The following is a 22,729-nucleotide window of genomic DNA, read 5'->3' as shown; positions in this document are numbered from 1 at the left end:
GCCGGGATCATTCGTAGCCGTAGGCGCGCAGGCCGGCTTCGTTGTCGGCCCAGCCCGATTTGACCTTGACCCAGATTTCCAGGTAGACCGGACCGCCAAAGAGACGCTCCATGTCCAGCCGCGACTGGGTGGAGATTTCCTTCAGGCGCGCGCCCTTCTGGCCGATCACCATGGCCTTGTGATTGTCGCGCTCGACCAGGATGGCGGCGAAGATGCGACGCAGGTTGCCTTCCTGCTCGAACTTCTCGATGAGCACCGTGCTGGTATAGGGCAGCTCTTCGCCGACGAAGCGGAACACCTTTTCGCGCACGATTTCGGAGGCCAGGAACTTCTCGCTCCGGTCGGTGATGTCGTCTTCGTCGAACATCGGCGGATTCTGCGGCAGCAGCTTGCGCACCTCTTCCTGCAGGCGATCGAGCTGGAAGCGCTGCTTGGCCGAGACCGGCACCACGGCGGCGAAATCATGATGCGAGGCCACTTCGCGGGCGAAGGGCATGAGCGTGGTCTTGTCCTTGTTACGATCGGCCTTGTTCAACACCAGGATGCAGGGCACGTTGGCCGGCAGCAGGTCCAGCACCTGCTTGTCGGCCGGGCCGAAGGTGCCGGCTTCGATCACGAACAGGATCACGTCGGCCGCAGTCAGGGTGTTGGTGACGGTGCGGTTCAGGGTCTTGTTGAGGGCATTGCTGTGACGCGTCTGGAAGCCAGGCGTGTCGACATAGACATACTGGGTATTCTCGATGGTCTGGATGCCAGTGATGCGGTGGCGCGTGGTCTGGGCCTTGCGCGAGGTGATGCTGACCTTGGCGCCGACCAGCACGTTCATCAGGGTCGACTTGCCGACGTTGGGACGACCGACGATGGCGATGTAGCCGCAACGGTAATCGCTATCGGGGGTCTGCGCCGACGCGTCGTCGGCCATGGGGGAATCTGTCATGCTGTTCTGGATTGCGTGGCGGATGAAGCCGCCGAAATGGGTTCTGCCGCGGCCGTTTCAGGGCGGTCGCTGGTATTCTTGGCCTCGCTGCGGGCAGTTGCAGAAGCACTCTTCTGCTCCTTGGCAGGCTTGGCCGGCTTGCCGGTGCTGGCTGGAGGGGCGTCGGGGCGATTCCCCTTGCCGCCTTCGTGCTCCGGCGCATCCGGCTGGATGGTGGCAATGCCGGCCAGCTTCAACTGGGTAGTACGGGTACGCGGCTTGCGGCCGGCCGAGGGCGTCTTGGCCAGGGCCAGTTGCACCGCCTCCAACGCCAGCTTGGCAGCGGCCTGCTCGCCTGCGCGCCGGCTGCCGCCGGTGCCGAAGACCTGGATGTCCAGCTTGGGCACCAGGCACTCGATCTCGAATTCCTGGCTGTGGGCAGCACCGTGGGTGGCGATGACGTTGTACTGCGGCAGCGGGATCTTCTTGCCTTGCAGGAATTCCTGCAGCAGCGTCTTGGCGTCCTTGCCCAGGGTGCGTGGATCGACGTGTTCCAGCACGGGCACGTAGAGCGAGCGGATCACTGCGCGCGCGGCCTCGAAGCCGGAATCGAGGAAGATGGCGCCAAAGAGCGCCTCCAGGGTATCGGCCAGGATGGAGGGACGGCGGAAACCGCCCGACTTGAGCTCGCCCTCGCCCAGGCGCAGAAATTGCGACAACTCCAGCCGCTGGGCGATCTCGTACAGCGATTGCTGCTTGACCAGGTTGGCGCGCAGACGCGAGAGGTCGCCCTCGTCGATCTTGTCGTAACGTTCGAAGAGCAGCGAGGCCACCACACAGTTCAGCACCGAATCGCCGAGGAATTCCAGCCGCTCGTTATGCAAGGCGCTATGGCTACGGTGGGTCAAGGCCTGCTGCAAGAGCGAAGCATCCTTGAAAGTGTGGCCTAGCCGTTGTTGCAAGAGTTGAGGATCCATTTTTTCATCCGTCATTCAGTCTGCCGCCCCGGCGCGCAGCGGCGCGATTGTCGGGGATTACCAGCCTGACCAGTCAGCGGGATCGGTTCAAAGCAAAGCTGAAAACTGCTCCGGGTCTGCCTCCACAATGCAAAGTTGCCAAATGGAAACTGCGGAAACTACGAAAGCTGCTGGACCAGGATGCGGCGCGCTCTTAGTGGAAGCTGCCGATCCGCTTGATATCGCCCAGGTTCATCCAGACAAAGAAGGCCTTGCCGACGATGTTCTGGTCCGGCACGAAGCCCCAGTAGCGGCTGTCGAGGCTGTTGTCCCGGTTGTCGCCCATCATGAAGTACTCGCCCGGCGGCACCGTGCAGGCGAAACCTTCGGCGTTGTAGGTGCACAGCTCGTGATGCGGGAAGGCATCGGGATTGGGCACGAAGTTGGGAGCGCGCTCATCGGTCAGAATCTTGTGCTCCACGCCGGTCAGGTTTTCCTGCCACTGCTTATAGTACGTCAGATTTTCCTCGTCCAGATAATCCGGCAGCGCTTTATAAGAAATTTGTTCACCATTAACCGTTAAGCGCTTGTTTTTATAGACTATTTTATCACCAGGCACGCCCACTACGCGCTTGATGTAGTCCACCGACATGTCCTTGGGGTACTTGAACACCATCACGTCGCCACGCTGCGGCTGGTTCACTTCGACGATCTTCTTGTTGATGATGGGCAGGCGGATACCGTAGGTGAATTTGTTCACCAGGATCAGGTCGCCCACCAGCAGGGTCGGCACCATGGAGCTGGACGGGATCTTGAACGGCTCGTACAGGAAGGAGCGCAGGCAGAACACCAGCGCGATCACCGGGAAGAAGCTGCCCGAATACTCGATCCAGGCCGGCTGCTTCAGGTGATGGGCCTGCAGGTCGGCGCGGCTGCTGGCGACGCTGCCATCGCGCTTGATGCCTTGCGCCTCGTCGCGCGCCACGCGGGCGTCGAACTCGGCCAGGGCGGCGTCGGCGCGGGAGCGGCGCTGCTTGGAGAGGAAGAAGGTATCGGCAAACCAGATCACGCCGGTCACCAGCATCAGCACGAACAGAATCAGTGCGAAGTTGCCCAACAAAGCCTGCATGTTATTTGTCTTCCACTTGTAAGATTGCCAGGAATGCTTCCTGCGGAATTTCGACCGAGCCCACCTGCTTCATGCGCTTCTTGCCGGCCTTCTGCTTTTCCAGCAGCTTGCGCTTACGGGAGATGTCGCCGCCGTAGCACTTGGCCAGCACGTTCTTGCGCATGGCCTTGACGTTTTCACGCGAGATGATGGTGGCGCCGATGGCGGCCTGGATGGCCACGTCGAACATCTGGCGCGGGATCAGTTCGCGCATCTTGGCCGCCACCTGACGGCCACGGATCTGCGCGGCGGCACGGTGCACGATGATGGCCAGCGCATCGACCTTTTCGCTGTTGATCAGCATGTCCACCTTGACCACGTCGGCGGCGCGGTATTCCTTGAACTCATAGTCCATGGAAGCATAGCCACGCGAGGTGGATTTGAGGCGATCGAAGAAGTCCAGCACGATCTCGGCCATCGGCATTTCATAGGTCAGCTGCACCTGCTTGCCGTGGTAGCTCATGTTCATCTGGATGCCGCGCTTCTGCGTGCACAGGGTGATGACCGAGCCCACGTATTCCTGCGGCATGTACAGGTTGACGGTGACGATGGGTTCACGGATTTCTTCGATCTTGGACACTTCCGGCATCTTGGACGGGTTGTCCACCATCAGCAGGGTGCCGTCGCGCTGCTGCACTTCGTACACCACCGTCGGCGCGGTGGTGATGAGGTCCATGTCGAACTCGCGCTCCAGGCGTTCCTGCACGATTTCCATGTGCAACAGGCCCAGGAAGCCGCAGCGGAAGCCGAAGCCCAGCGCCTGCGAGACTTCCGGCTCGTACATCAGGGCAGCGTCATTGAGCTTCAGTTTTTCCAGCGAGTCGCGCAGGGCGTCGTACTGGTTGGCCTCCACCGGGAACAGGCCCGCGAACACCTGCGGCTGCACTTCCTTGAAGCCAGGCAACGGCGCCGGGGCGGGCTTGCCGGCCAGGGTAATGGTATCGCCCACGCGCGCGGACTTCAGTTCCTTGATACCGGCGATGACGAAACCGACCTGCCCTGCCGACAAGGATTCACGCGATTGCGACTTGGGCGTGAACACGCCGATGCTTTCAGTCAGGTACTGGGTTTCGGTGGCCATCAGCAGGATCTTGTCCTTGGGACGCAAGGTGCCGTTGACGATGCGCACCAGCATGACCACGCCGACGTAGTTGTCGAACCAGGAATCGATGATCAGCGCCTGCAGCGGTGCATCCGGGTCGCCCTTGGGGGCCGGCACCTTGGCCACGATCGCTTCGAGCACGTCTTCCACGCCCAGACCGGTCTTGGCCGAGCAAGGAGTGGCGTCGGAGGCGTCGATGCCGATCACGTCTTCGATCTCGCTCTTGGCGTTGTCGGGATCAGCGGAGGGCAGGTCGATCTTGTTCAAGACCGGCACCACTTCCACGCCCAGGTCCAGGGCGGTGTAGCAATTGGCCACTGTCTGCGCTTCCACGCCTTGGGAGGCGTCGACCACCAGCAGCGCGCCTTCGCAGGCCGACAGCGAGCGCGAGACTTCATAGCTGAAGTCGACGTGACCCGGGGTATCGATCAGGTTGAGGTTGTAGATCTGGCCATCCTTGGCCTTGTAGGCCAGGGCTGCGGTCTGGGCCTTGATGGTGATGCCGCGCTCGCGCTCGATATCCATCGAATCCAGCACCTGAGCTTCCATCTCGCGGTTGGACAAGCCCCCGCACAACTGGATGATGCGGTCGGCGAGCGTGGACTTGCCGTGATCGATGTGGGCGATGATCGAGAAATTACGGATATTGTTCATTAACAGACTGGAAACGATGAAAAAAGGCGCTCAGTAGCGGGCTTTGCCCAGCCGAGCGCCTTTGCAACAGCTTATTCGACCCGGCATTTTACCGGAATTCACAGGGACAAGCCCGACTTTCCGGTGCAGGCTGGCGCGTCGGCGCACCGAAAAGCATCAGCCTACGCGCGGGCTCAATTACCGTGAAGCAAGAAATTTGCGCAAGGCCGCCTCATCCAGATGGTAGTGGCACAGCTGCACCCACCGCCCCTCCCGGTCACACCCCATCAGCACCGGGACCAGCTCGTCATATTGCGCCACCAGCGCGGCGTCGGCGTCCACATCCACCATCTCGACCCGGGCTGCCGTCTCCCCCAACGCGGCTAGCAAGGCCTCTCGCAAGTCTTCGCAGAGATGGCAGTAACTGCGCGAATAGATCAGGAACTGCAGGGCATCGGAACCGGAAGGGTTCGGAGACGAGGTGAGGGACATAAAAAATTACAAGCGGATAATAGGATGGAAAAAGGCTGCGATCCACGCGGAATCGCAGCCTCGACGTCACAAGCCCACCTGGGGCTGCGAGGGATCAGTTACCGCCGTTGGGGCGCAGCGGCACGAACTGCGAAGAATCGCCACGACGCACCAGGACGGCGGCGCGCTTCTTGGCGTCCAGCTTGGAGACGAGCTGGGCGAACTGCTTGGCGTCCTTCACATCCACTTCGTTGAGGCGCTGGATGACGTCTCCCGGGCGGATGCCGGCCGCGGCAGCCGCACCATTGACGGCCTCGACCAGCACACCGTTATCGACCTTCAGTTCCTTGCGCTGGGCATCGGACAGGTCACTGACCACCAGACCCAGGGAATTGGGCGCGTTGTCAGGCTTGGCCTTCTTCTCTTCGGCCTGCTTGGGCTTGTCGGCTTCCAGCTCGACCACGGTCACGCTGACGTCACGCGCACTGCCCTTGCGCCAGATGCTGACGGTCGCCTTGGCGCCCGGCTTGGTGGAACCCACCATGCGCGGCAGGTCGCTGGGACGCTCAATAGCGGCGCCGTTGTACTTGAGGATGATGTCACCGGCCTCCAGCCCCGCCTTCTCCGCCGGGCCGCCGGCCTCGACCCGCTGCACCAGCGCGCCCTGAGCACGCGCCAGCCCCAGCGATTCGGCGACATCCTTGGTCACCTCACCGATCTGCACGCCGATACGGCCACGGGTCACGCGACCGCTGGCCTTCAACTGATCGGCCACACGCAGCGCCTCGTCGATGGGCACGGCGAAGGAAATCCCCATGAAGCCGCCGGAGCGGCTATAGATCTGCGAATTGATGCCGATCACCTCGCCCTTGAGGTTGATCAGCGGACCACCGGAGTTGCCCGGATTGACGGCCACGTCGGTCTGGATCAGCGGCAGGTAATCGCCGGTGTCACGGGCCTTGGCCGAGACGATGCCGGCAGTGACCGTGTTTTCCAGGCCGAAGGGCGAACCGATGGCCAGCACCCATTCACCCACGCGGATCTTGTCGGAGTCGCCCATGTTCAGGCGCGGCAGGTTGCTGCCATCGATCTTGAGCACGGCCACGTCGGTGCGGGTATCGGAGCCGACGATCTTGGCCTTGAATTCACGCTTGTCGGTCAGGGTGACATAGACCTCGCTGGCGCCCTCGACCACGTGGGCGTTGGTCATGATGAAGCCATCGGCCGAAATGATGAAGCCCGAGCCGACCCCGCGCGGCACTTCCTCCTGCTGCCCTTGACCACCCTGCTTGCCATTGCCGCGCGGAGTGCCAGGCTGTTGCTGGCGTGGAATGGGGATGCCGAAGAAGCGGCGGAAGAATTCCTGCATCTCCGGATCATCGACACCGCCCTGCCCCTGGGCATTCTGGCGCACGCGTTCGGTAGTGCGGATATTGACCACGCCCGGACCGGTGCGCTCGACGATATCAGCGAAGTCCGGCAAGGCAGCCACAGCGGGCGACGCCACTGGCGGAGCGGCCAGCGCGACGGGGGCGGCAACAAATACGGAAGCGGCCAGCAAGGCGCTGGCAAGGGTAGTCTTCAAGGGTGTCATTGCAACAGTCTCTTTTATTTGGATTTCAATTCTATGGAATCAGCCACTTGCCGGATCGCGGCCGCCGGCACTTCCCCCACCACGGTGAGCCAGTAGTCCCCCTGGGGACGCCCGAGGATATGCATGGCGCCCTGCTGGGCGCTGCCCTCCTCACGACCCGGGCTGCCCGGCTCGATGAACACCGAGATGGCGGCCAGGCCATCGGAAAACACGATCTGCGACACTTCACGCTCGGCGGCCCTGTTCTGGGCCGGCGCCGCACCTTCGGCCGCACTCCCAGCCATCAGTCGACGCACTTGCTGGATCTTGCGAAACCCGGGCGGCGGCGTGACCTGCCACTGTGGCAGCTCGATGGGCGTCATGACGGCCTTTTCGATATGCCAACCATGCGTGTCCTTGTAGCTAGGGCTGACCCGGGCGCGATCAATCCCGCCGATCTCGATCTGGGTGAAGGCAATCTGCTCGATCACTTCGCCCTGGCCATCCAGCGTCTGGGCGCGCAGCAGCAAGCCAGTGGCCTTGTCGGTCCAGAAGCGGTAGCCATAACGCAGTTTATCGCGCGGCTCCAGCACGACGACCTGGCAATCGCGCCCGGCTACGCGCTCGTCGCTACCGGCACGCAGACGGTATTGCGCACCCAATTCCTGCGGCCGGACATCGACAATGGCGGGAAAGACGTCACGGGTGACGCGCTTTTCCATCCGGATCGTACGCGATTGCGGCAAATAACTGGCCACTTCGTCGTTACTGCGGATGAATTCAGCAGGCTTGCCGTCGAGCAATTCGAGTTTTTCCAGCTCATTCTTGCCCACGACCACATGCGTGACACGTGAACTGCGTATCAGCGCAGCCTGCTGATAGACGAAACTACCGGAATAATTCAGGTGCTGGGCGGACGATTGCATTTTCTGCAATTGCGCCATCAGCGAGGAAGAAGCGGAAGCCTGCTCGCCATCCGCCGCATGGGCGGATGGCAAGAGCAACGCGGGAAGCAAGCACAGTACGCCTAACAGACGCCCCGTTTGACGCATATTACTTGTCAGCGTCAGTGGAGAAGGCTGCGGAACGGGCGTATTGCGCCGAGCTGTAGGAGGGCGAGAAACGCTGATGGGCGAACAGGTAGTCGTCAATGCGCGGATCGCGCTTGACTTCACCCTGCTGGGCCAGCGAACTCACCTGGGTGACGTTCTGGGGATTGGCATTGGTGGTGGACACCGTGGCAATCGCCGAAGGCACATTGACCGGCGCCACGGCCACCTGGCTGACCGGCGCAACCGCCTTGGCGTCGGCAGTCACCATGGCCTGCTGCTGCGGCATGGCCACGAAGACAGCGGCCACGGCAGCTGCTGCGGCAGCCGCACTGGGCATCAAGAAGCGCACCAGGCGCCCCGGACGGGCGGCGCGATGATCGCCATTGGCTGCCGCCTTGGCAGCCTGCACGGCCACGGCCGGCTGCGCCGCAGGAGCAGCCTCTGCGGCCGTCGCTTGCGGTGCAATGATAGTCGGTTCGGCATCCAGCAAGGCGCTCATGCGCGCGGAGAAACCGGCGCTCAGGGGAACATCCATCTCCTCCGAACGCAGCACCTCGCCAATGCGATGATAGTCTTCCCACGCCTGCTGCGCATCCTGGGAGGAACGCAGACCCGCGAGGGCAATGGTCATTTCTTCAGCACTCAGCTCGCCATCGGCAAGGGCTGAGGTCTGTTCTCTGGTCGTTACTTTGGTATCCATGAGCAGTCACCCGGCAAATATCTTAGTTCCATATCCCGCTTTGTTATTTTGCTTTTTCAACAACAGCCTTGCGGCTGCATCACCAGCGCTTGTCCGCTGCCGTATCCAGCAGTGGACGCAACTTCTCGGCAATTGCTTCCCGGGCGCGGAAAATACGGCTGCGCACGGTGCCGATCGGACAATTCATCGCATCTGCAATTTCGTCGTAGCTCAACCCCTCGATCTCGCGCAACGTAATGGCAGTACGTAATTCTTCCGGCAATGCTTCCATCGCCACGTTGACCGTCTGAGCAATCTGCTTGGTGGCCAACATCGACTCTGGAGTGTTGATGTCCCTCAGATGGTCTGCATCGTCAAAAGTTTCCGCTTCTTCTGCATCTGCTTCAGTCGATGTGGGCGCCCTTCTGCCCATGGTGACCAGATAGTTCTTCGCGGTATTGATACCAATACGGTAGAGCCAGGTATAAAAAGCTGAATCGCCACGGAATTGCGGCAGCGCACGATAAGCCTTGATGAAGGCTTCCTGCACCACATCCTCGGCTTCAGCCTGGTCGCGGACCAGCCGCGAGACCAGGCGCATCAGCTTGCGTTGGTACTTGACCACCAATAGCTCGAACGCCTTCTTGTCGCCACGCTGGACGCGCTCAACAAGCTGCTGGTCTATTTCGCGTTCTGTCGTCAAACCGGGTTCCTTGTTTTTTATGGCAGTATTGTTTTATCGTCATTGCCAGAGGCAGATGCTTCCACCTCGGCAATTTTCAAGTCTGCCGACCTTACTTTTCCAGCATCCTGGCTTTGGCCGTATTGTGACTGATCAGCCAACGACATGCCACGGAAAGTGCGCGGAATGTATCTTCGGAAACAGAATCCGACAGGACGGGGATAGTGCGGGTCTTGCCGCTTTCAAGGCGCAGCCGCAAAAACAGCATGCCGGGCCAGATCGTGCTGCCGGCCAGCAATTGCGCCAGTCCGGCGCTCATGACTTGCGGTTTGGCGCGGCTCGAGGCGGTCAGCAGATGTTCCACCACGCGAATCTGCCCGGTGCCGGAAATATGCAGCCAGATGGTCTTGCGCTCGCGCAACACCGTCAGCAGCGCCACGCCGGCGGCGATAATGCAAGCCAGCGCCAGTGCAATACGCGCGGGCCAGGACCACGATCCCGGCAGCCACACGCACAGCAGGACGCCGGTCAACGCCACGCACAGGCAGGCGAAACCAGTGACCAGCAGAAGCAGGCGGGAAGGTTTGATATCCGCAGAGACAGCTATCGACATGAGAGGCCCGGGCGCGAAGTGCGCAATGTGCGCCATTAAAACGACAAACCCGGCTTCCGCAGGGAAGCCGGGTCATGCATTTTACATCTTGCCGATGACCAGGGTACCGTTGGTGCCGCCGAACCCGAAAGAGTTCTTGACGGCAATATCGATCTTCATGTCCCGCGCCTGGTTGGCGCAGTAATCCAGATCGCATTCCGGATCCTGGTTGAAGATGTTCATCGTCGGCGGCGACACTTGGTTGTGTACTGCCAGCACGGTCAACACCGTTTCCAGGCCACCGGCGCCACCCAGCAGGTGACCGGTCATGGATTTGGTCGAATTGACAACCATCTTGTAAGCATGGTCACCGAAAGCGGCCTTGATCGCGTCCGACTCGTTCTTGTCCCCCAGCGGGGTCGACGTGCCGTGCGCGTTGAGGTACTGCACTTCATCCGGGTTCACGCCGGCATCGCGCAGTGCATTGAGCACGCAACGACGCGGACCATCCAGATTGGGCGCAGTCATGTGGTAAGCATCGCCGCTCATGCCGAAGCCGAGCAGTTCTGCATAGATCTTGGCGCCACGGGCCTTGGCGTGCTCGTACTCTTCGAGCACCATCACGCCAGCGCCCTCGCCCAGCACGAAGCCGTCACGATCCTTGTCCCAGGGACGGGACGCAGTCGCCGGATCATCATTGCGGGTAGACAAGGCGCGCGCCGAAGCGAAACCACCGATGCCCAGCGGCGAAACGCTGGATTCGGCGCCGCCGGCCACCATCACATCCGCATCACCGTACATGATCATGCGCGCGGCGGAGCCGATGCAATGCAGGCCGGTGGTGCAGGCGGTGACGATCGCCAGGTTGGGACCCTTCAGGCCGAACTTGATGGACAAGTTGCCCGAGATCATGTTGATGATCGAGGCCGGGATGAAGAAGGGACTGATGCGGCGCGGACCACGGTTGGTCAGTTCGGCGTGGGTTTCTTCGATCAGCGGCAAGCCGCCGATGCCCGAACCGATCATGACGCCAATGCGCTCGGCATTCTCATCCGTTACCGTCAGGCCACTGTCTTGCATGGCCTGGATACCGGCGGCCATGCCATAGTGGATGAAGGTATCCATATGACGCGCTTCCTTGGCGGGGATGTAATCCTCGATATTGAAGCCCTTGACTTCACCGGCGAAGTGCGTGGTGAAGGGGGTTGCGTCGAACTTGGTGACGGTAGCGATGCCGGACTTGCCTTCCTTGATGGCACTCCACGTATCGGCGACGTTGTTGCCGACAGGCGAGATGCATCCCAGGCCGGTGATGACTACACGACGTTCACGAGTGCGGCTCAAGCAATTCTCCTGAAACTTTGACCAAAGCCCTTATCAGGCCTTGACTTGCGACTTGGCGTAATCGATCGCCTGTTGCACGGTGGTGATCTTTTCGGCTTGTTCGTCGGGGATTTCCATTTCGAACTCATCTTCCAGTGCCATGACCAGCTCGACGGTGTCCAGCGAGTCGGCGCCCAGGTCGTCCACGAACGACGATTCGTTCTTGATGTCGGCTTCGGCGACGCCCAGTTGCTCAGCGACGATCTTCTTCACGCGTTGTTCGATATCGGACATAGTGTTCCTCCAGAGGGATGATAGGTTACAAAAGTGCGCGCATTTTAGCAGGTTTGCGCGCGGAAAATTTACTTTTAACTATTCCTGGCAAGATTGCGCCAAGTGCAGCTTAACTTCAAACAAAAGTCGTCAAAAGGACTTGAATCAAGCCCTCAAGACTTACTTAACCCATGTACATGCCGCCATTGACATTGAGCGTGGTGCCGGTGATGTAGGCCGCCTGCGGCGAGGCCAGGAAGGCTACAGCATAGGCGATCTCCTCGGCCGCACCGAGGCGGCCCAGCGGGATCTGCTGCAAGATGGCGGCGGACTGCTGCTCGTTCAAGGCGCGGGTCATGTCGGTATCGATGAAACCGGGGGCCACGCAGTTGACAGTGATATTGCGGCTGCCGATCTCGCGGGCCAGCGCACGGCTCATGCCGGCCACGCCCGCCTTGGCGGCGGCATAGTTCATCTGGCCAGGATTGCCGGCCTCGCCCACCACCGAGGTGATGTTGATGATGCGACCGGTGCGGGCCTTCATCATGCCACGCAGCACGGCGCGCGAGAGGCGGCCGACGGCGGTGAGGTTGGTGGCGATGACGCTGTCCCATTCCTCATCCTTCATGCGCATGGCCAACTGGTCCTGGGTGATACCGGCGTTGTTGACCAGGATGGACAGGGAACCGAAGTCCTTCTGCACCTGCTCCACCAGCGCCACGCTGGCCTGGGCATCATTGACGTTCAGGACCGCGCCGCGGCCGGCTTCCGGACCCAGCGCAGCCAGGTACTCGGTGCTCGCGGCTGCGCCCGACTCGGAGGTGGCGGTACCAACCACCTTGGCGCCCTGGCGGGCCAGTTCGGTAGCGATGGCGCGGCCGATACCGCGCGATGCGCCGGTCACCAGGGCGACCTGGCCTTGCAGATTCTGTGCACTCATTTCAGCGACTCCAATACTTTGTTCAGGGATTCCTGGTCGACGATGGCTTCACCCACCAGCTCGCCATTGATGCGCTTGGTCAGACCCGTGAGGACCTTGCCAGGACCGCATTCAACCAGATGGGTCACGCCCTCGGCGGCCATCTTCTGCACGGTCTCGACCCAACGCACGGGTGCTGCAGCCTGACGCACCAGCGCATCCTTGATGGCAGCCGGATCATTGACCACGGCGACGTCGACGTTATTGATCAATGGGATCTGCGGCGCGGAAAACGCGACATTGGCCAGGTAGGCTTGCAGACGATCCGATGCGGGCTTGAGCAGCGACGAGTGGAACGGCGCCGACACCGGCAACGGCAGCGCGCGCTTGGCGCCTTTGGCCTTGGCGATGTCGCAGGCGCGTTCGACCGCAGCCTTGTGACCAGCGATCACGACCTGGGCCGGCGCATTGAAGTTGACGGCCTCGACCACTTCGCCCTGGGCGGCTTCGGCACAGGCCGCACGCACGTCCTCATCGGACAGACCGAGAATGGCCGCCATCCCGCCCTGCCCGACCGGCACGGCTTCCTGCATGGCCTGGGCGCGGAAGCGCACCAGCGGCACGGCATCCTTGAAGGCGATCACGCCGGCGGCGACCAGCGCCGAATATTCACCCAGGCTGTGGCCGGCGACCAGCGCCGGCGCCTTGCCGCCCGCTGCCAGCCAGGCGCGGTAGAAGGCTACTGCAGCCGTCAGCATGACCGGCTGGGTGTTGGTGGTCAGGTCCAGGTCTTCCTTGGGGCCTTCGGCGATGAGCTTGCCCAGGTCGAACTGCAATGCATCGGAAGCTTCAGCGACGGTCTGGCGAACGACTTCATTGTCGGCAAAACCATTGAGCATCCCGATGGCCTGAGAACCTTGGCCCGGGAAAACGAAAGCAAATGTTGTCATGCTTGGATGTGATTGAAGTTGGATAAAAATGCCATGCGACGGAAGGCGGCTCGATGAACCGCCCCGCCCTGCTTACATGCGCACCAGCACGGCGCCCCAAGTGAAGCCGCCGCCCACGCCTTCCATCATGACGGTGTGGCCAGGCTGGATGCGGCCATCGCGCACCGCCTGGTCCAGCGCCAGCGGAATGGAGGCAGCCGAGGTATTGCCGTGTTCGGCAACGGTGACGACCATCTTTTCCAGCGGCAGGCCCATCTTCTTGGCCGTGCCCTGCATGATGCGGATATTGGCCTGGTGCGGCACCAGCCAATCCACGTCGGTGGATTGCATGTTGGCCGCTTCCAGCGCCTCGCGCGCCACCTTGTCCAGCAAGGACACCGCCAGCTTGAACACCGCCGGACCATCCATGTAAAGATAGGCGCTGCCAGCAACGGCGCCATTGTTGACGCTGCCTGGCACGCACAGGATGTGACCATGGCTGCCATCGGCGTGCAGCTTGGTGGCCAGCACGCCGGGCTCCTGCGAGGCGCTCATGACGATGGCGCCGGCGCCGTCGCCAAAGAGCACACAGGTAGTGCGATCCTTGAAATCGAGGATGCGTGAGAACACTTCGGCGCCGATCACCAGCACGTTCTTGTGGGCGCCCGACTTGATGAAGCTGTCCGCCACCGACATGGCATAGACGAAGCCGCTGCACACCGCCTGCACGTCCATGGCCGGCGCGCCGTTGGTGATGCCCAGCTTGCGCTGGACCACACAGGCGGTGCTGGGGAAGCCACCCAGGTGATCCGGGGTGGAAGTGGCCATGATGATCAGGTCGATATCATTGGGCTGCAGGCCTGCGGCTTGCAATGCGCGCTGCGCGGCCTGCAGCGCCAGGTCGCTGGAGAGCTCGGCGGGCTCGGCGTAGTGGCGCGCGGAAATACCGCTACGCGTGACGATCCATTCATCCGAGGTCTCGATGCCCTGCTCGGCCAGTTGCGCCGCCAGTTCCTGATTGGTCACGCGCTTGGCAGGCAGATAGCTGCCGGTGCCAATGATTTTGCTGTAAGTGGTCATGCCGTCTTCTTGCTCTGTTAGTTCGGTTGATCCAGCGAGACCGGCGCCGGCTCGGAAGCCACCGCTGCGACCTCGGCCGTGCGCCCCTGCCCCTGGGGCATCAGCTCCGCCATGCTGGCGGCAATACGGGCCAGCACATCGTACTTGGCCGCGTCGTAGGCGCGGCGGATAGCCCATTCAAACGCATACACATCGGCGCCACCGTGGCTCTTGAAGACCAGGCCCTTCAGGCCCAGCAGGCTGGCGCCATTGTAACGGGAAGGATTGAGCCGGCGCGACAGCGCCTTGATGGCGCCATAGGCGATCAATGCGCCCAACTTGTTCACCAGGCCCTTCTTGAATTCACTGGTGAGCACCTGCTTGACGAAGCGCCCCAGGCCTTCGGAGGCCTTCAGCGTCACATTGCCCACGAAACCGTCGCAGACCACCAGATCGGTGGTGCCTTCGAAGATGTCGTTACCTTCCACGTTGCCGTAGAAGTTGAGGATACCCTTCTCATGATCGGCACGCAGCAGGCCGGCAGTCGCCTTGACCAGCTCGTTGCCCTTCATGTCTTCCTCGCCCACGTTCAAGAGGCCCACCGTCGGCTTGGCCTTGCCTTCCATGACCGCCACCAGGGCCGAGCCCATCAGTGCAAATTGATGTAAATGCTGTGGCTCGCAGTCGACATTGGCGCCGAGGTCGAGCATGTAGGTGGGGCCATCCTTCTGGTTGGGCAGGATGGTGCAGATAGCCGGACGATCAACGCCCGGCAAGGTCTTCAGGACATAGCGCGACACCGCCATGAGCGCGCCGGTATTGCCGGCCGACACGGCCGCCTGGGCCTGCCCGTCCTTGACCAAGGTCACGGCTACGCGCAGGGAAGAATCCTTCTTGCGGCGCAGGGCCACCTCAACCGGATCTTCCATGGTCACCACCTCGGTGGCATTGTGGATACGGATGCGGGCTTCGCCAGCCAGCTTGTATTTCTTCAGCAGCGGCTGCAGCACGGCTTCCTGGCCGACCAGGATCAGCTCCGCATCAGATTGGCGCTTGAGGAAGGAGGCAGCGGCCGGGAGAGTGACTGACGGGCCATGATCGCCACCCATGCAGTCGATTGAAATTTTGATTGTCATCGATTTGATTCAGAGCCTTGCCAGCCCACATTATGAGGCAGTTTGGAGACCGTTCAAACAGGCACACTCGGACAATGCGCCTGATGAAGGTTCACGCAAGCAGGCAGGCGGATCCGCACACGGATGTCGCGGACATAAAAAAGCGGCGCAAAATGAACCTCCTTAAACAGAAGCTCATTGCGCCGCTTTTCTCCAAAAACAGCAAGCTCAATGAATGAGATTACTCGTCGTTCTTGGTCTTGAGCACCTTGCGACCACGGTAGAAACCGTTGGGGCTGATGTGGTGACGCAGGTGGGTTTCACCAGTCGTCGGCTCCACAGCCAGCGGGGGTGCAGTCAGAAAGTCGTGTGCACGGTGCATACCGCGCTTGGACGGGGTCTTTTTGTTCTGTTGAACGGCCATGATTACTCCTAAACCTTACTTAAGATTGAAAATTTTAACACACCGGATTCAGGTTTCCGTAAACCCGCTGTGCCGCTGCCCGGCACCTGCCAGACATCCCCAAACAATTACTGCTTCAACTTCTTCAGTACCTCAAACGGGGAAGCCCGTTCAGCACTTTTGGCCTCGACCGCCGCACTACCACCCTCGGGACACTTGTCATGCTTGGGTGCCACCGGCAGAGCCAGCAACGCTTCGTCCTCGATCAGGTAGTTCACATCGAAGGCTGCCGAACCGACAATGACATCGATCTCGTCATCATCGATCAGTTCTTCGATTGCGTCGGCCTGGGCCTCATCTTTTGCCAATACCAGCAGCGACTTCGAATCAATCTCGAAATTCAATGCCATCAGGCAACGCTGACAGATCAGATTAACTGCACCCGACACTGCCAGACTGAGTTGAGCATGCCCCAGCTTGTCGATATCGCCGGACAGAGCCCAACGAATCGTGCCGGAACGGTCAACCGTCTCTTGCGCCAGACGACCTAATTCAGCAACCGGAATCTCGCCCTGTGCCTGCTGTTTCAGCCGACAGAAGTCGAACGCGTCGATCACAAATGCATTCATAGCCAAAGCAGAATCCGGAAAACCTGCGATAATAACAGAAAATTTCCTTACCAGTCAAAGCCTTAGCGCGGCGTTTGCGAATTTCTCACAAAAAATATCCTGACGCGGCCTGATGAAAGGCTTCTGAGCCCATCTTCGGGCAAATACCACGATTGCCGCGCAAACCCATCCCTTCCGGCCACCGACCATGTCGCATTCCCACCTCACCGCTCCAACCACCCGCCTCATCCTGGGCTCCAGCTCGGTGTATCGCAAGCAACTGCTGGAGCGCCTGGGTCTGCCCTTCGAGACCATGACGCCGGATATCGATGAAACGCCGCACGCCGGCGAGACGCCGGAAGCGACTGCGCTCAGGCTGGCTCGCGCAAAAGCGGCCGCCATTGCCGCGCGCGCTGGCGCCGCCCTGGTGATCGGCTCGGATCAAGTGGCCACCCTGGATGGGCAGCAGATCGGCAAACCCGGCAATCACGCCAATGCCTTGAGACAACTGCAGATGATGCGCGGACGCGAAGTGATCTTCCATACCGCATTGTGCCTGTGGGATGGCCGCCGCCCTGACGCCGCCCAGGCAGCCCAGCTCCGCAATGTGCAAACCCTGGTGCGCATGCGCGACCTCTCCGACGCCGAGCTCGATGCCTACCTGCACATCGAACAACCCTACGACTGCGCCGGCAGCGCCAAGAACGAAGGGCTGGGTATTGCCATCTTGGAAAGCATCCGCAGCGACGACCCCACTGCCCTCACCGGCCTGCCGCTCATTGCCCTGACCACGATGCTGCGCCAGGCGGGCGTAGGCTTTTTCGGACTGGCCTCGCCTCAGTAATTGCGACGCGGGTAACCCTGCTCCAGGATACGCTGCCACACCCGCTCACGCTGGTCCACATCCATGAAGACCCATTGCGCCACCTCATCGACGGTACGGCCGCAACCGCGGCAGACATCATCAAAGGTCGTGGAGCAGACCGCCACGCAAGGCGTGTCGGGCCGCTCAGGCAGGGACTGGGGCGACGAGGGGGAGACGGAAGCTGAAGACATTGAGGTGTTCTGAACGAATGACAGGAAGCAGCGCACCCGTGGATCCCGGCGCTGCACACGCCATCTTACCAAGAAGCGGCGCATCCCCGGCCCTGATGCCGGAAGGGACAATCATTTCAGCGCGACGGCAGAAGAAGAAAAAGGCAAAAAAAAAAGCCCGCGACCAAGAGGTGCGGGCTTGAATCCAATTTCTTAAGGAGGAGATTGGAGGAGACAGGTGCAACTATAGTCATCCCCGCCCATCACGTCTGCTTTATTGTGGCAATAGCAGATATTCACCAGAAAAATATCTAGCAAGGCTACAAGCTGCCCGCCATCCGATCAACCCGCCTCTATTTGAGCCTCCAGCGCCGAGGTGACCGGCTTGGGCGGATTGGCCTCCTGGCGCTGGCAAGCCTGCAGCACCAGCATGGCCGACAGCAGCATCAGCAACGCCTTGGTTCTCATCAGCTTCTCCTCACGTGTTCGCTCCAGCGGCGCACACCGCCATCGCCGCAGAATCCCCCTCCCCGCGCCACCTGTCAAGCCGCACTGCGCAAGCCCGGCCCGCTGCGTGCAGCAGCCAGGTTCTTTTCATACAGGGCGGCAATCATGTCCGACTGGGTCAGCATGCCCGCCAGCTTGCCGTCAGCCTGGACGACCGGAATCTGATGCAGGCCATCGGCCATGCGCGGCACCAGCTCCAGCAGCGGCGTGTCGACCTGGGCTATCACCACGGGCCGGCTCATGATCTGCCCGACCACTTCAGGCTTGTCGGAATGAAGCAGCGGCACGCGATGCAACAGCGCCCTCAATTGCGCCGTCAGCCCGGTATGCACCTGCACGCCGGCATGCTCCAGGAAATCGCTGCGGCTGATGATGCCGATGACATGGCGACCACGATCAATGACCGGCAAGGCGCGCAGGCGATGCGCCTGCAAGAGTCGCCAGGCTTCATCAAGGCCGGTGGCAAACTCCACCGCCACCACGTCGCGCGACATCACCGAGGCGCACAGGGTCTGGCCGAAACGGCGGTGATAGGCGCGCATCTCGGTCTGCAAGAAAATTTCTTCCAGGTCATCCCGGCCGATGTCGAGCACCTGGTTGTAGCGCTTGAGCACCTCGTCCAGGTCCTCATGGGAAAAGCCCAGCCGCGTAATCGGCAATTCATCCCGCGTATGGTGCGGATGAGGCGCGGCACTCTGCTGGGCATGCGGGTAGCGGCGACCGCTGGCATTGTTGAAGAACAGCGCCGTGGCCAGCAGCAATACCGAATTGAGCAATACCGGCGAGAGCACGAAACCGTACCCCATGGCCTGCACCGCCGGCCCACCCAACACTGCGGTGAGCGCGACCGCACCGCTGGGCGGATGGATGCAACGCAGATAGAACATCGCACCGATGGCCAGGGCAATGGCCAAGGCCGCTGCCAGGGCCGGCTCCGGCACCAGCTTGGCGCAGGTCACGCCGATGAGCGCTGCGCACAGGTTGCCGCCGATGATGGACCATGGCTGGGCCAGCGGACTGGATGGCACAGCAAACAAAAGCACCGCCGACGCCCCCATGGGCGCAATCAACCAGATCGTGCCGGCCTTGTGCGGCAGCACCGCATAGCTGACCACACCGACCAGCAGGATGCCAAAGAGGCTGCCAGCGCAGGAGCGCATGCGCTCGAAGCGATCGACATTGGCCTTGGCAGGAATAAAACTTTTGAACCACAGCGAGATAGAATCCGGCATATCCATTTCCGCGACGACGTTTCATACGAATTGGCCCTGCGCACCGCCACCCGCTGCGCCGGCCAGACCGCAATTACATCACAAGATGATATATATGTCCCGATTCCCCGCTGTCGAGCCGTCCTCCACCTCCATCGAAGAATGGAGCCAGCAGCCATGACAAGCCCATCCCGCCTGCAAAAGGATGATTTCGAAGCCCTGTCGGAATTTCGCTACCAATTGCGCCGTTTCCTGCGTTTTTCGGAAGAGGCGGCCCAGAGCGAGGGGCTCACGCCCCTGCAATATCTGCTGCTGCTGCACATCAAGGGATTTCCCGGCCGCGACTGGGCCAGCATCAGCGAACTGGCTGAGCGACTGCAATCCCAGCACCACGGCGTGGTGGCGCTGGTCACGCGCTGCGTGAAGGCCGGCCTGGTCACCCGCACACCCGATGACCGCGACAAGCGCCTGGTCCAGGTCCGCCTGACCACCCTGGGAGAGCAATACCTGCACCGCCTGGCGCAATTGCATCGCAATGAGCTGCAGTCCTTGTCCGGCGTATTCCAGGTCTCGTACATCTCGGCCTTCAATGACCGCGATTAGAAGGCGGCCCCGCGACTGCCTGTGGATGTCCGCAGGGGCGCTGCCGTCATGCTGCTGTTATGCTTGCGGCAACCTCTTTGACAGACCGCAACGATGAGCCACAAACCCGAGCCCCCTGCCATGCCAACGCGCGCCGTCACCAAGGAAGACGTCGCGCGCGCAGCCGGCGTGTCGCACATTACGGTCTCGCGCGTGATCAATACCCCTGAAAAGGTCTCGCCGGCCACGCGCGAGCGCGTCGAAGCCTTCATCGCCAGCATGGGCTATATCCCCAACCTGCTGGCCGGCGGACTGGCCTCGCGGCGCACCCGCATCGTGGCGGCCATCGTTCCCACCATCAGCCATTCCATCTTTGCCGAGACGCTGCGCGGGCTGTCGGAACAATTGTGCATGCAGGGATACCAGTTGCTGCTGGGCCAGACCAATTATTCGGAAGAAGCGGAAACGGGACTGGTAGAAGCTTTCATCGGCCGTCGCGTGGACGGCCTGGTGCTGACCGGCGTACAGCATTCACCGATGACCCGCCAGCGCTTGAAGGCGGCTGGCATCCCGGTCGTGGAAACCTGGGACCTGACCGACACGCCCATCGACATGCTGGCCGGCTTCGACAATCACGCCGCTGGCCGCGCCATGGGGGACTACCTGTACCAGAAGGGATATCGGCGCATGGCCTTCGTGGGCGGCGACGATCCGCGCGGGATGGCGCGGGTGGCCGGATTGCGCGAGTCGCTACACCACCATGGCGCAGCCGAACCCGTGCATCTGGTGATGCCCATGGGCGCCTTCCTGCAAGCTGGGCGTGAAGCCATCGGCCGCCTGCTGAGCCAGCATCCGGAAGTGGATGCCGCTTTCTTCAGCAATGACGTGATCGCTGCGGGCGCAGTGCTGGAGTGCGCACGGCGCGGCGTTGCCGTCCCCGGGCGCATTGCGCTGGCCGGCTTCGCCAACCTGGAGATTGCCACCGAAGTGCTGCCGGCGCTGACCACGGTACAGATCAGCGCACACCAGATCGGCCTCACCGCGGCCGAGATGCTGCTGACCCGTTTCGACGGCGATCCTCTGGACCAGGCGGTACACGACCTGGGCTACTCCATCCTGGAGCGCGACAGCACCTGAGCCACGGCTCAGGACGGCGCCCCGTCCACGCCCTCCTCCTCGCCGGCCAGCTCGACGCGATTGCGCCCCAGCTTCTTGGCGCGGTAGAGCGCAATGTCGGCCTGCTTGATCAGATGCTCCAGCCCCGGTCCGCCGTTTTCGGCGGCTACGCCGAAGCTGGCCGTGACACGAATGCGGCGACCACCATCGATTTCGAATTCACCCGCCGCCAGCGCCGCGCGCAGCTTTTCGCTGGCCGCAGCCGCCTGCAGCAGGCTGGATTCGGGCAGGAGAATGATGAATTCCTCGCCGCCGTAACGCGCCAGCACATCGACCTTGCGCAAGAGTTGCGACACCGACTGCGCCACACCGCGCAGGATGGCGTCGCCGGCCTGGTGGCCGTAGGAATCATTGATCTGCTTGAAGTGATCGATATCGAACAGCACCACCGCCAGTTCGCGTCCGTAGCGCTTGGCGACGGTCATCTGCTGCTGCCCATGGGTAAAGAAGGCGCGGCGGTTCAAGACCCCGGTCAGGAAATCGGTATTGGAAGAGGTCTGCAATTGCGTGATCAGCGCCTCGCGCTCGCGTGCCAGGCTGTTGCGTTCGCGCATGCGCTGGCGCAGCACCTTAAGCGCCCGCATCATGGCGCTGATCTCGTCCTCGTAGCGGGGCTGCGGAATCTCCTGGTCCAGCCGCCCCTCCACGAGGCCTGAGACCAGATCGGTCGCCAGCACCAAGGGCTGCACCACGCGGCGGCGGATCAGCACCATCAGCACCTGGAAGAACAGGCAAGCCACCACCGTTACGGCGATCACCAGCAGCAGGTAGTTGCGGGCGCGCCGGTTGTGGCGCTCGGCCTGCTCCATCATGTCGTCCAGCAGCAGATCGCGCAGGTCGGTGATGGACTTCATCTGTGGCACGTAGAAACGGAACAGGTCCACCGACGTCAGGCCGTAGTCGCCTGAGGCGACACCCGTCTGCAAGAGGAAATCGAGGAACTGGAAGCCATTGTCGAAATATTGCTTATCCACCAGCTCCAGCGCGCGGGCGAACTCCGGGCGCTGGACGTAGCTAACCATCTGGGTATTGAGCAGACCGCGCAGCAACTCGATGCGGCCATAGAGCCGTCCGATCTCGATGACCTCGTCCTGGGTCAGCTTGCGATGGGCGATCAAGGCCGGCGTAAACCGCGACCCGACCTGCCCGGCGTATTCGCGCAAGCTGGCGGCGGCACGGATGGCGGCCAGCCCCTCGCGCAACTCCGGATCGGCATGATCGACTTCGCTGCTCAGTTCGGACGCCACGCGGATCATCAGCGGAATCATGTCGACCATGCCGCCCACGGCCGAGAGTACATAGACATTATTGCGCTCGGCCTCAGGCTGGCGGCCGATACGGTCGATGGCGGCGCGCGCCGGCTCCAGCGCCTGCTGGACCGTCTTGACCTTGTCCAGCGACCATGACTGGCGTAGTCGGGCATGCGATTGCAGCGCCTGGCGCAAGGCTGCCAAGGCGGCGTCGGTCTCGGCCCGGGCGCTCTTGAGCTTGTCGGCGACAGCCTCGCGCTGGCTGGCCGACGCGCCCATGTAGGCATTGGCCGGCCCCCGCTCGGCCGACAGTTTTTCCAGCGCCACCAGCGCCAGCCTGAACGTGCGCAAGGCCGGCACACTGTTGGCGCCGTTGCGATAGCTGTTCCACTCGGTCCAGACCAGCGAGACTGCAAATGCCAAAAACAGCAGCAGCAAGGCGATGGAAATGAGCCGGAACAGTCGATTCAGGGACATGATGAATCCGCTACGAAGGCAAACGCGTTGGACGACTA

Annotated in this window: 26 protein-coding genes; 4 read left to right on the top strand and 22 right to left on the bottom strand. The window is 61.8% G+C overall.

All coding sequences use genetic code 11. The features are described from left to right. Nucleotides 1-7: 7 nt before the first annotated feature. The 16 genes from era to plsX all read right to left on the bottom strand — a co-directional run bounded on the left by era (nt 8) and on the right by plsX (nt 15,463). Nucleotides 8-937: a GTPase Era gene (gene era / locus BGK68_RS15995; RefSeq protein ID WP_069373766.1), complete on the bottom strand. Its 930-nt coding sequence runs from the start codon at nt 935-937 to the stop codon at nt 8-10. Then, nucleotides 934-1,893, bottom strand: a complete 960-nt coding sequence (rnc, locus tag BGK68_RS15990) for a ribonuclease III (protein ID WP_075257911.1) — start codon at nt 1,891-1,893, stop codon at nt 934-936. The genes era and rnc overlap by 4 nt, the downstream gene beginning before the upstream one ends. Before the next feature lie 193 nt (nt 1,894-2,086). Continuing rightward, on the bottom strand, nt 2,087-3,001 hold the full coding sequence (gene lepB / locus BGK68_RS15985) for a signal peptidase I (protein ID WP_075257910.1): 915 nt from the start codon (nt 2,999-3,001) through the stop codon (nt 2,087-2,089). A gap of 1 nt (nt 3,002) precedes the next feature. Beyond that, a complete protein-coding gene (gene lepA / locus BGK68_RS15980) occupies nt 3,003-4,796 on the bottom strand; it encodes a translation elongation factor 4 (protein ID WP_075257909.1) in 1,794 nt (597 codons plus the stop codon). Between the two features lie 177 nt (nt 4,797-4,973). Next, nucleotides 4,974-5,267, bottom strand: coding sequence for a glutaredoxin family protein (locus BGK68_RS15975; RefSeq protein ID WP_075257908.1), 294 nt, complete (start codon nt 5,265-5,267; stop codon nt 4,974-4,976). A gap of 94 nt (nt 5,268-5,361) precedes the next feature. Further along, on the bottom strand, nt 5,362-6,840 hold the full coding sequence (locus BGK68_RS15970) for a DegQ family serine endoprotease (RefSeq protein ID WP_075257907.1): 1,479 nt from the start codon (nt 6,838-6,840) through the stop codon (nt 5,362-5,364). Between the two features lie 14 nt (nt 6,841-6,854). Beyond that, nucleotides 6,855-7,871, bottom strand: coding sequence for a MucB/RseB C-terminal domain-containing protein (locus BGK68_RS15965; RefSeq protein ID WP_075257906.1), 1,017 nt, complete (start codon nt 7,869-7,871; stop codon nt 6,855-6,857). Between the two features lies 1 nt (nt 7,872). Next, the gene (locus BGK68_RS15960) at nt 7,873-8,571 is read right to left on the bottom strand and encodes a sigma-E factor negative regulatory protein (RefSeq protein WP_075257905.1); all 699 of its coding nucleotides are present in this window, start codon (nt 8,569-8,571) and stop codon (nt 7,873-7,875) included. 79 nt (nt 8,572-8,650) lie between these two features. Further along, nucleotides 8,651-9,253 (bottom strand): RNA polymerase sigma factor RpoE, encoded by a 603-nt coding sequence (rpoE, locus tag BGK68_RS15955; RefSeq protein WP_006463502.1) that lies wholly within the window; start codon nt 9,251-9,253, stop codon nt 8,651-8,653. A 91-nt stretch (nt 9,254-9,344) separates the two neighbouring features. Continuing rightward, nucleotides 9,345-9,845: a protein YgfX gene (locus BGK68_RS15950; protein ID WP_075257904.1), complete on the bottom strand. Its 501-nt coding sequence runs from the start codon at nt 9,843-9,845 to the stop codon at nt 9,345-9,347. Nucleotides 9,846-9,926: 81 nt separating this feature from the next. Next, the gene (gene fabF, locus BGK68_RS15945) at nt 9,927-11,168 is read right to left on the bottom strand and encodes a beta-ketoacyl-ACP synthase II (RefSeq protein WP_008327974.1); all 1,242 of its coding nucleotides are present in this window, start codon (nt 11,166-11,168) and stop codon (nt 9,927-9,929) included. A 33-nt stretch (nt 11,169-11,201) separates the two neighbouring features. Further along, complete coding sequence (acpP, locus tag BGK68_RS15940) at nt 11,202-11,441, bottom strand: acyl carrier protein (protein ID WP_006463505.1); 240 nt, start codon at nt 11,439-11,441, stop codon at nt 11,202-11,204. Nucleotides 11,442-11,604: 163 nt separating this feature from the next. Continuing rightward, the gene (gene fabG, locus BGK68_RS15935) at nt 11,605-12,360 is read right to left on the bottom strand and encodes a 3-oxoacyl-ACP reductase FabG (protein ID WP_075257903.1); all 756 of its coding nucleotides are present in this window, start codon (nt 12,358-12,360) and stop codon (nt 11,605-11,607) included. Next, nucleotides 12,357-13,289: an ACP S-malonyltransferase gene (fabD, locus tag BGK68_RS15930; protein WP_075257902.1), complete on the bottom strand. Its 933-nt coding sequence runs from the start codon at nt 13,287-13,289 to the stop codon at nt 12,357-12,359. The genes fabG and fabD overlap by 4 nt, the downstream gene beginning before the upstream one ends. A gap of 72 nt (nt 13,290-13,361) precedes the next feature. Then, nucleotides 13,362-14,348 carry a beta-ketoacyl-ACP synthase III gene (locus tag BGK68_RS15925; protein WP_075257901.1) on the bottom strand — a complete coding sequence of 329 codons (987 nt, stop codon included), beginning with the start codon at nt 14,346-14,348 and terminating at the stop codon, nt 13,362-13,364. Nucleotides 14,349-14,365: 17 nt separating this feature from the next. Then, nucleotides 14,366-15,463 carry a phosphate acyltransferase PlsX gene (gene plsX, locus BGK68_RS15920; protein WP_075257900.1) on the bottom strand — a complete coding sequence of 366 codons (1,098 nt, stop codon included), beginning with the start codon at nt 15,461-15,463 and terminating at the stop codon, nt 14,366-14,368. A gap of 74 nt (nt 15,464-15,537) precedes the next feature. On the opposite strand from plsX, the gene BGK68_RS27840 reads away from it, so the two are divergent. Continuing rightward, complete coding sequence (locus BGK68_RS27840) at nt 15,538-15,681, top strand: hypothetical protein (RefSeq protein ID WP_158035462.1); 144 nt, start codon at nt 15,538-15,540, stop codon at nt 15,679-15,681. A 2-nt stretch (nt 15,682-15,683) separates the two neighbouring features. Here the strand turns inward: BGK68_RS27840 and rpmF are convergent, their stop codons facing one another. Together rpmF and BGK68_RS15910 are read right to left on the bottom strand one after the other, a co-directional pair. Next, nucleotides 15,684-15,866, bottom strand: a complete 183-nt coding sequence (rpmF, locus tag BGK68_RS15915; protein WP_006463510.1) for a 50S ribosomal protein L32 — start codon at nt 15,864-15,866, stop codon at nt 15,684-15,686. A gap of 107 nt (nt 15,867-15,973) precedes the next feature. Further along, nucleotides 15,974-16,474, bottom strand: coding sequence for a YceD family protein (locus BGK68_RS15910; RefSeq protein ID WP_233149320.1), 501 nt, complete (start codon nt 16,472-16,474; stop codon nt 15,974-15,976). Nucleotides 16,475-16,661: 187 nt separating this feature from the next. On the opposite strand from BGK68_RS15910, the gene BGK68_RS15905 reads away from it, so the two are divergent. Next, nucleotides 16,662-17,297: a Maf family nucleotide pyrophosphatase gene (locus BGK68_RS15905; protein ID WP_075257898.1), complete on the top strand. Its 636-nt coding sequence runs from the start codon at nt 16,662-16,664 to the stop codon at nt 17,295-17,297. On the opposite strand, the gene BGK68_RS15900 is transcribed toward BGK68_RS15905, so the two are convergent. The 3 genes from BGK68_RS15900 to BGK68_RS15895 form a co-directional block, all read right to left on the bottom strand. Beyond that, nucleotides 17,291-17,509 carry a DUF1289 domain-containing protein gene (locus tag BGK68_RS15900; protein WP_075257897.1) on the bottom strand — a complete coding sequence of 73 codons (219 nt, stop codon included), beginning with the start codon at nt 17,507-17,509 and terminating at the stop codon, nt 17,291-17,293. The two genes, BGK68_RS15905 and BGK68_RS15900, sit on opposite strands and share 7 nt — an antisense overlap. A gap of 321 nt (nt 17,510-17,830) precedes the next feature. Further along, nucleotides 17,831-17,956, bottom strand: a complete 126-nt coding sequence (locus BGK68_RS28535) for a hypothetical protein (protein WP_267889714.1) — start codon at nt 17,954-17,956, stop codon at nt 17,831-17,833. Between the two features lie 74 nt (nt 17,957-18,030). After that, nucleotides 18,031-19,227 (bottom strand): HPP family protein, encoded by a 1,197-nt coding sequence (locus BGK68_RS15895; RefSeq protein ID WP_198937212.1) that lies wholly within the window; start codon nt 19,225-19,227, stop codon nt 18,031-18,033. A gap of 156 nt (nt 19,228-19,383) precedes the next feature. Here BGK68_RS15895 and BGK68_RS15890 point away from each other — a divergent pair, with 156 nt between their 5' ends. After that, the gene (locus BGK68_RS15890) at nt 19,384-19,809 is read left to right on the top strand and encodes a MarR family transcriptional regulator (protein ID WP_075257895.1); all 426 of its coding nucleotides are present in this window, start codon (nt 19,384-19,386) and stop codon (nt 19,807-19,809) included. Nucleotides 19,810-19,929: 120 nt separating this feature from the next. Beyond that, nucleotides 19,930-20,925, top strand: a complete 996-nt coding sequence (locus BGK68_RS15885) for a LacI family DNA-binding transcriptional regulator (protein WP_233149319.1) — start codon at nt 19,930-19,932, stop codon at nt 20,923-20,925. 8 nt (nt 20,926-20,933) lie between these two features. Here BGK68_RS15885 and BGK68_RS15880 read toward each other — a convergent pair whose 3' ends face one another. After that, nucleotides 20,934-22,691 carry a diguanylate cyclase gene (locus tag BGK68_RS15880; RefSeq protein WP_075257893.1) on the bottom strand — a complete coding sequence of 586 codons (1,758 nt, stop codon included), beginning with the start codon at nt 22,689-22,691 and terminating at the stop codon, nt 20,934-20,936. Nucleotides 22,692-22,729: the final 38 nt, after the last annotated feature.

The sequence above is a fragment of the Herbaspirillum camelliae genome, from assembly GCF_001929405.1.
Taxonomy (GTDB): domain Bacteria; phylum Pseudomonadota; class Gammaproteobacteria; order Burkholderiales; family Burkholderiaceae_D; genus Herbaspirillum; species Herbaspirillum seropedicae.
This window is presented reverse-complemented; position numbering and strand designations above follow the sequence as displayed.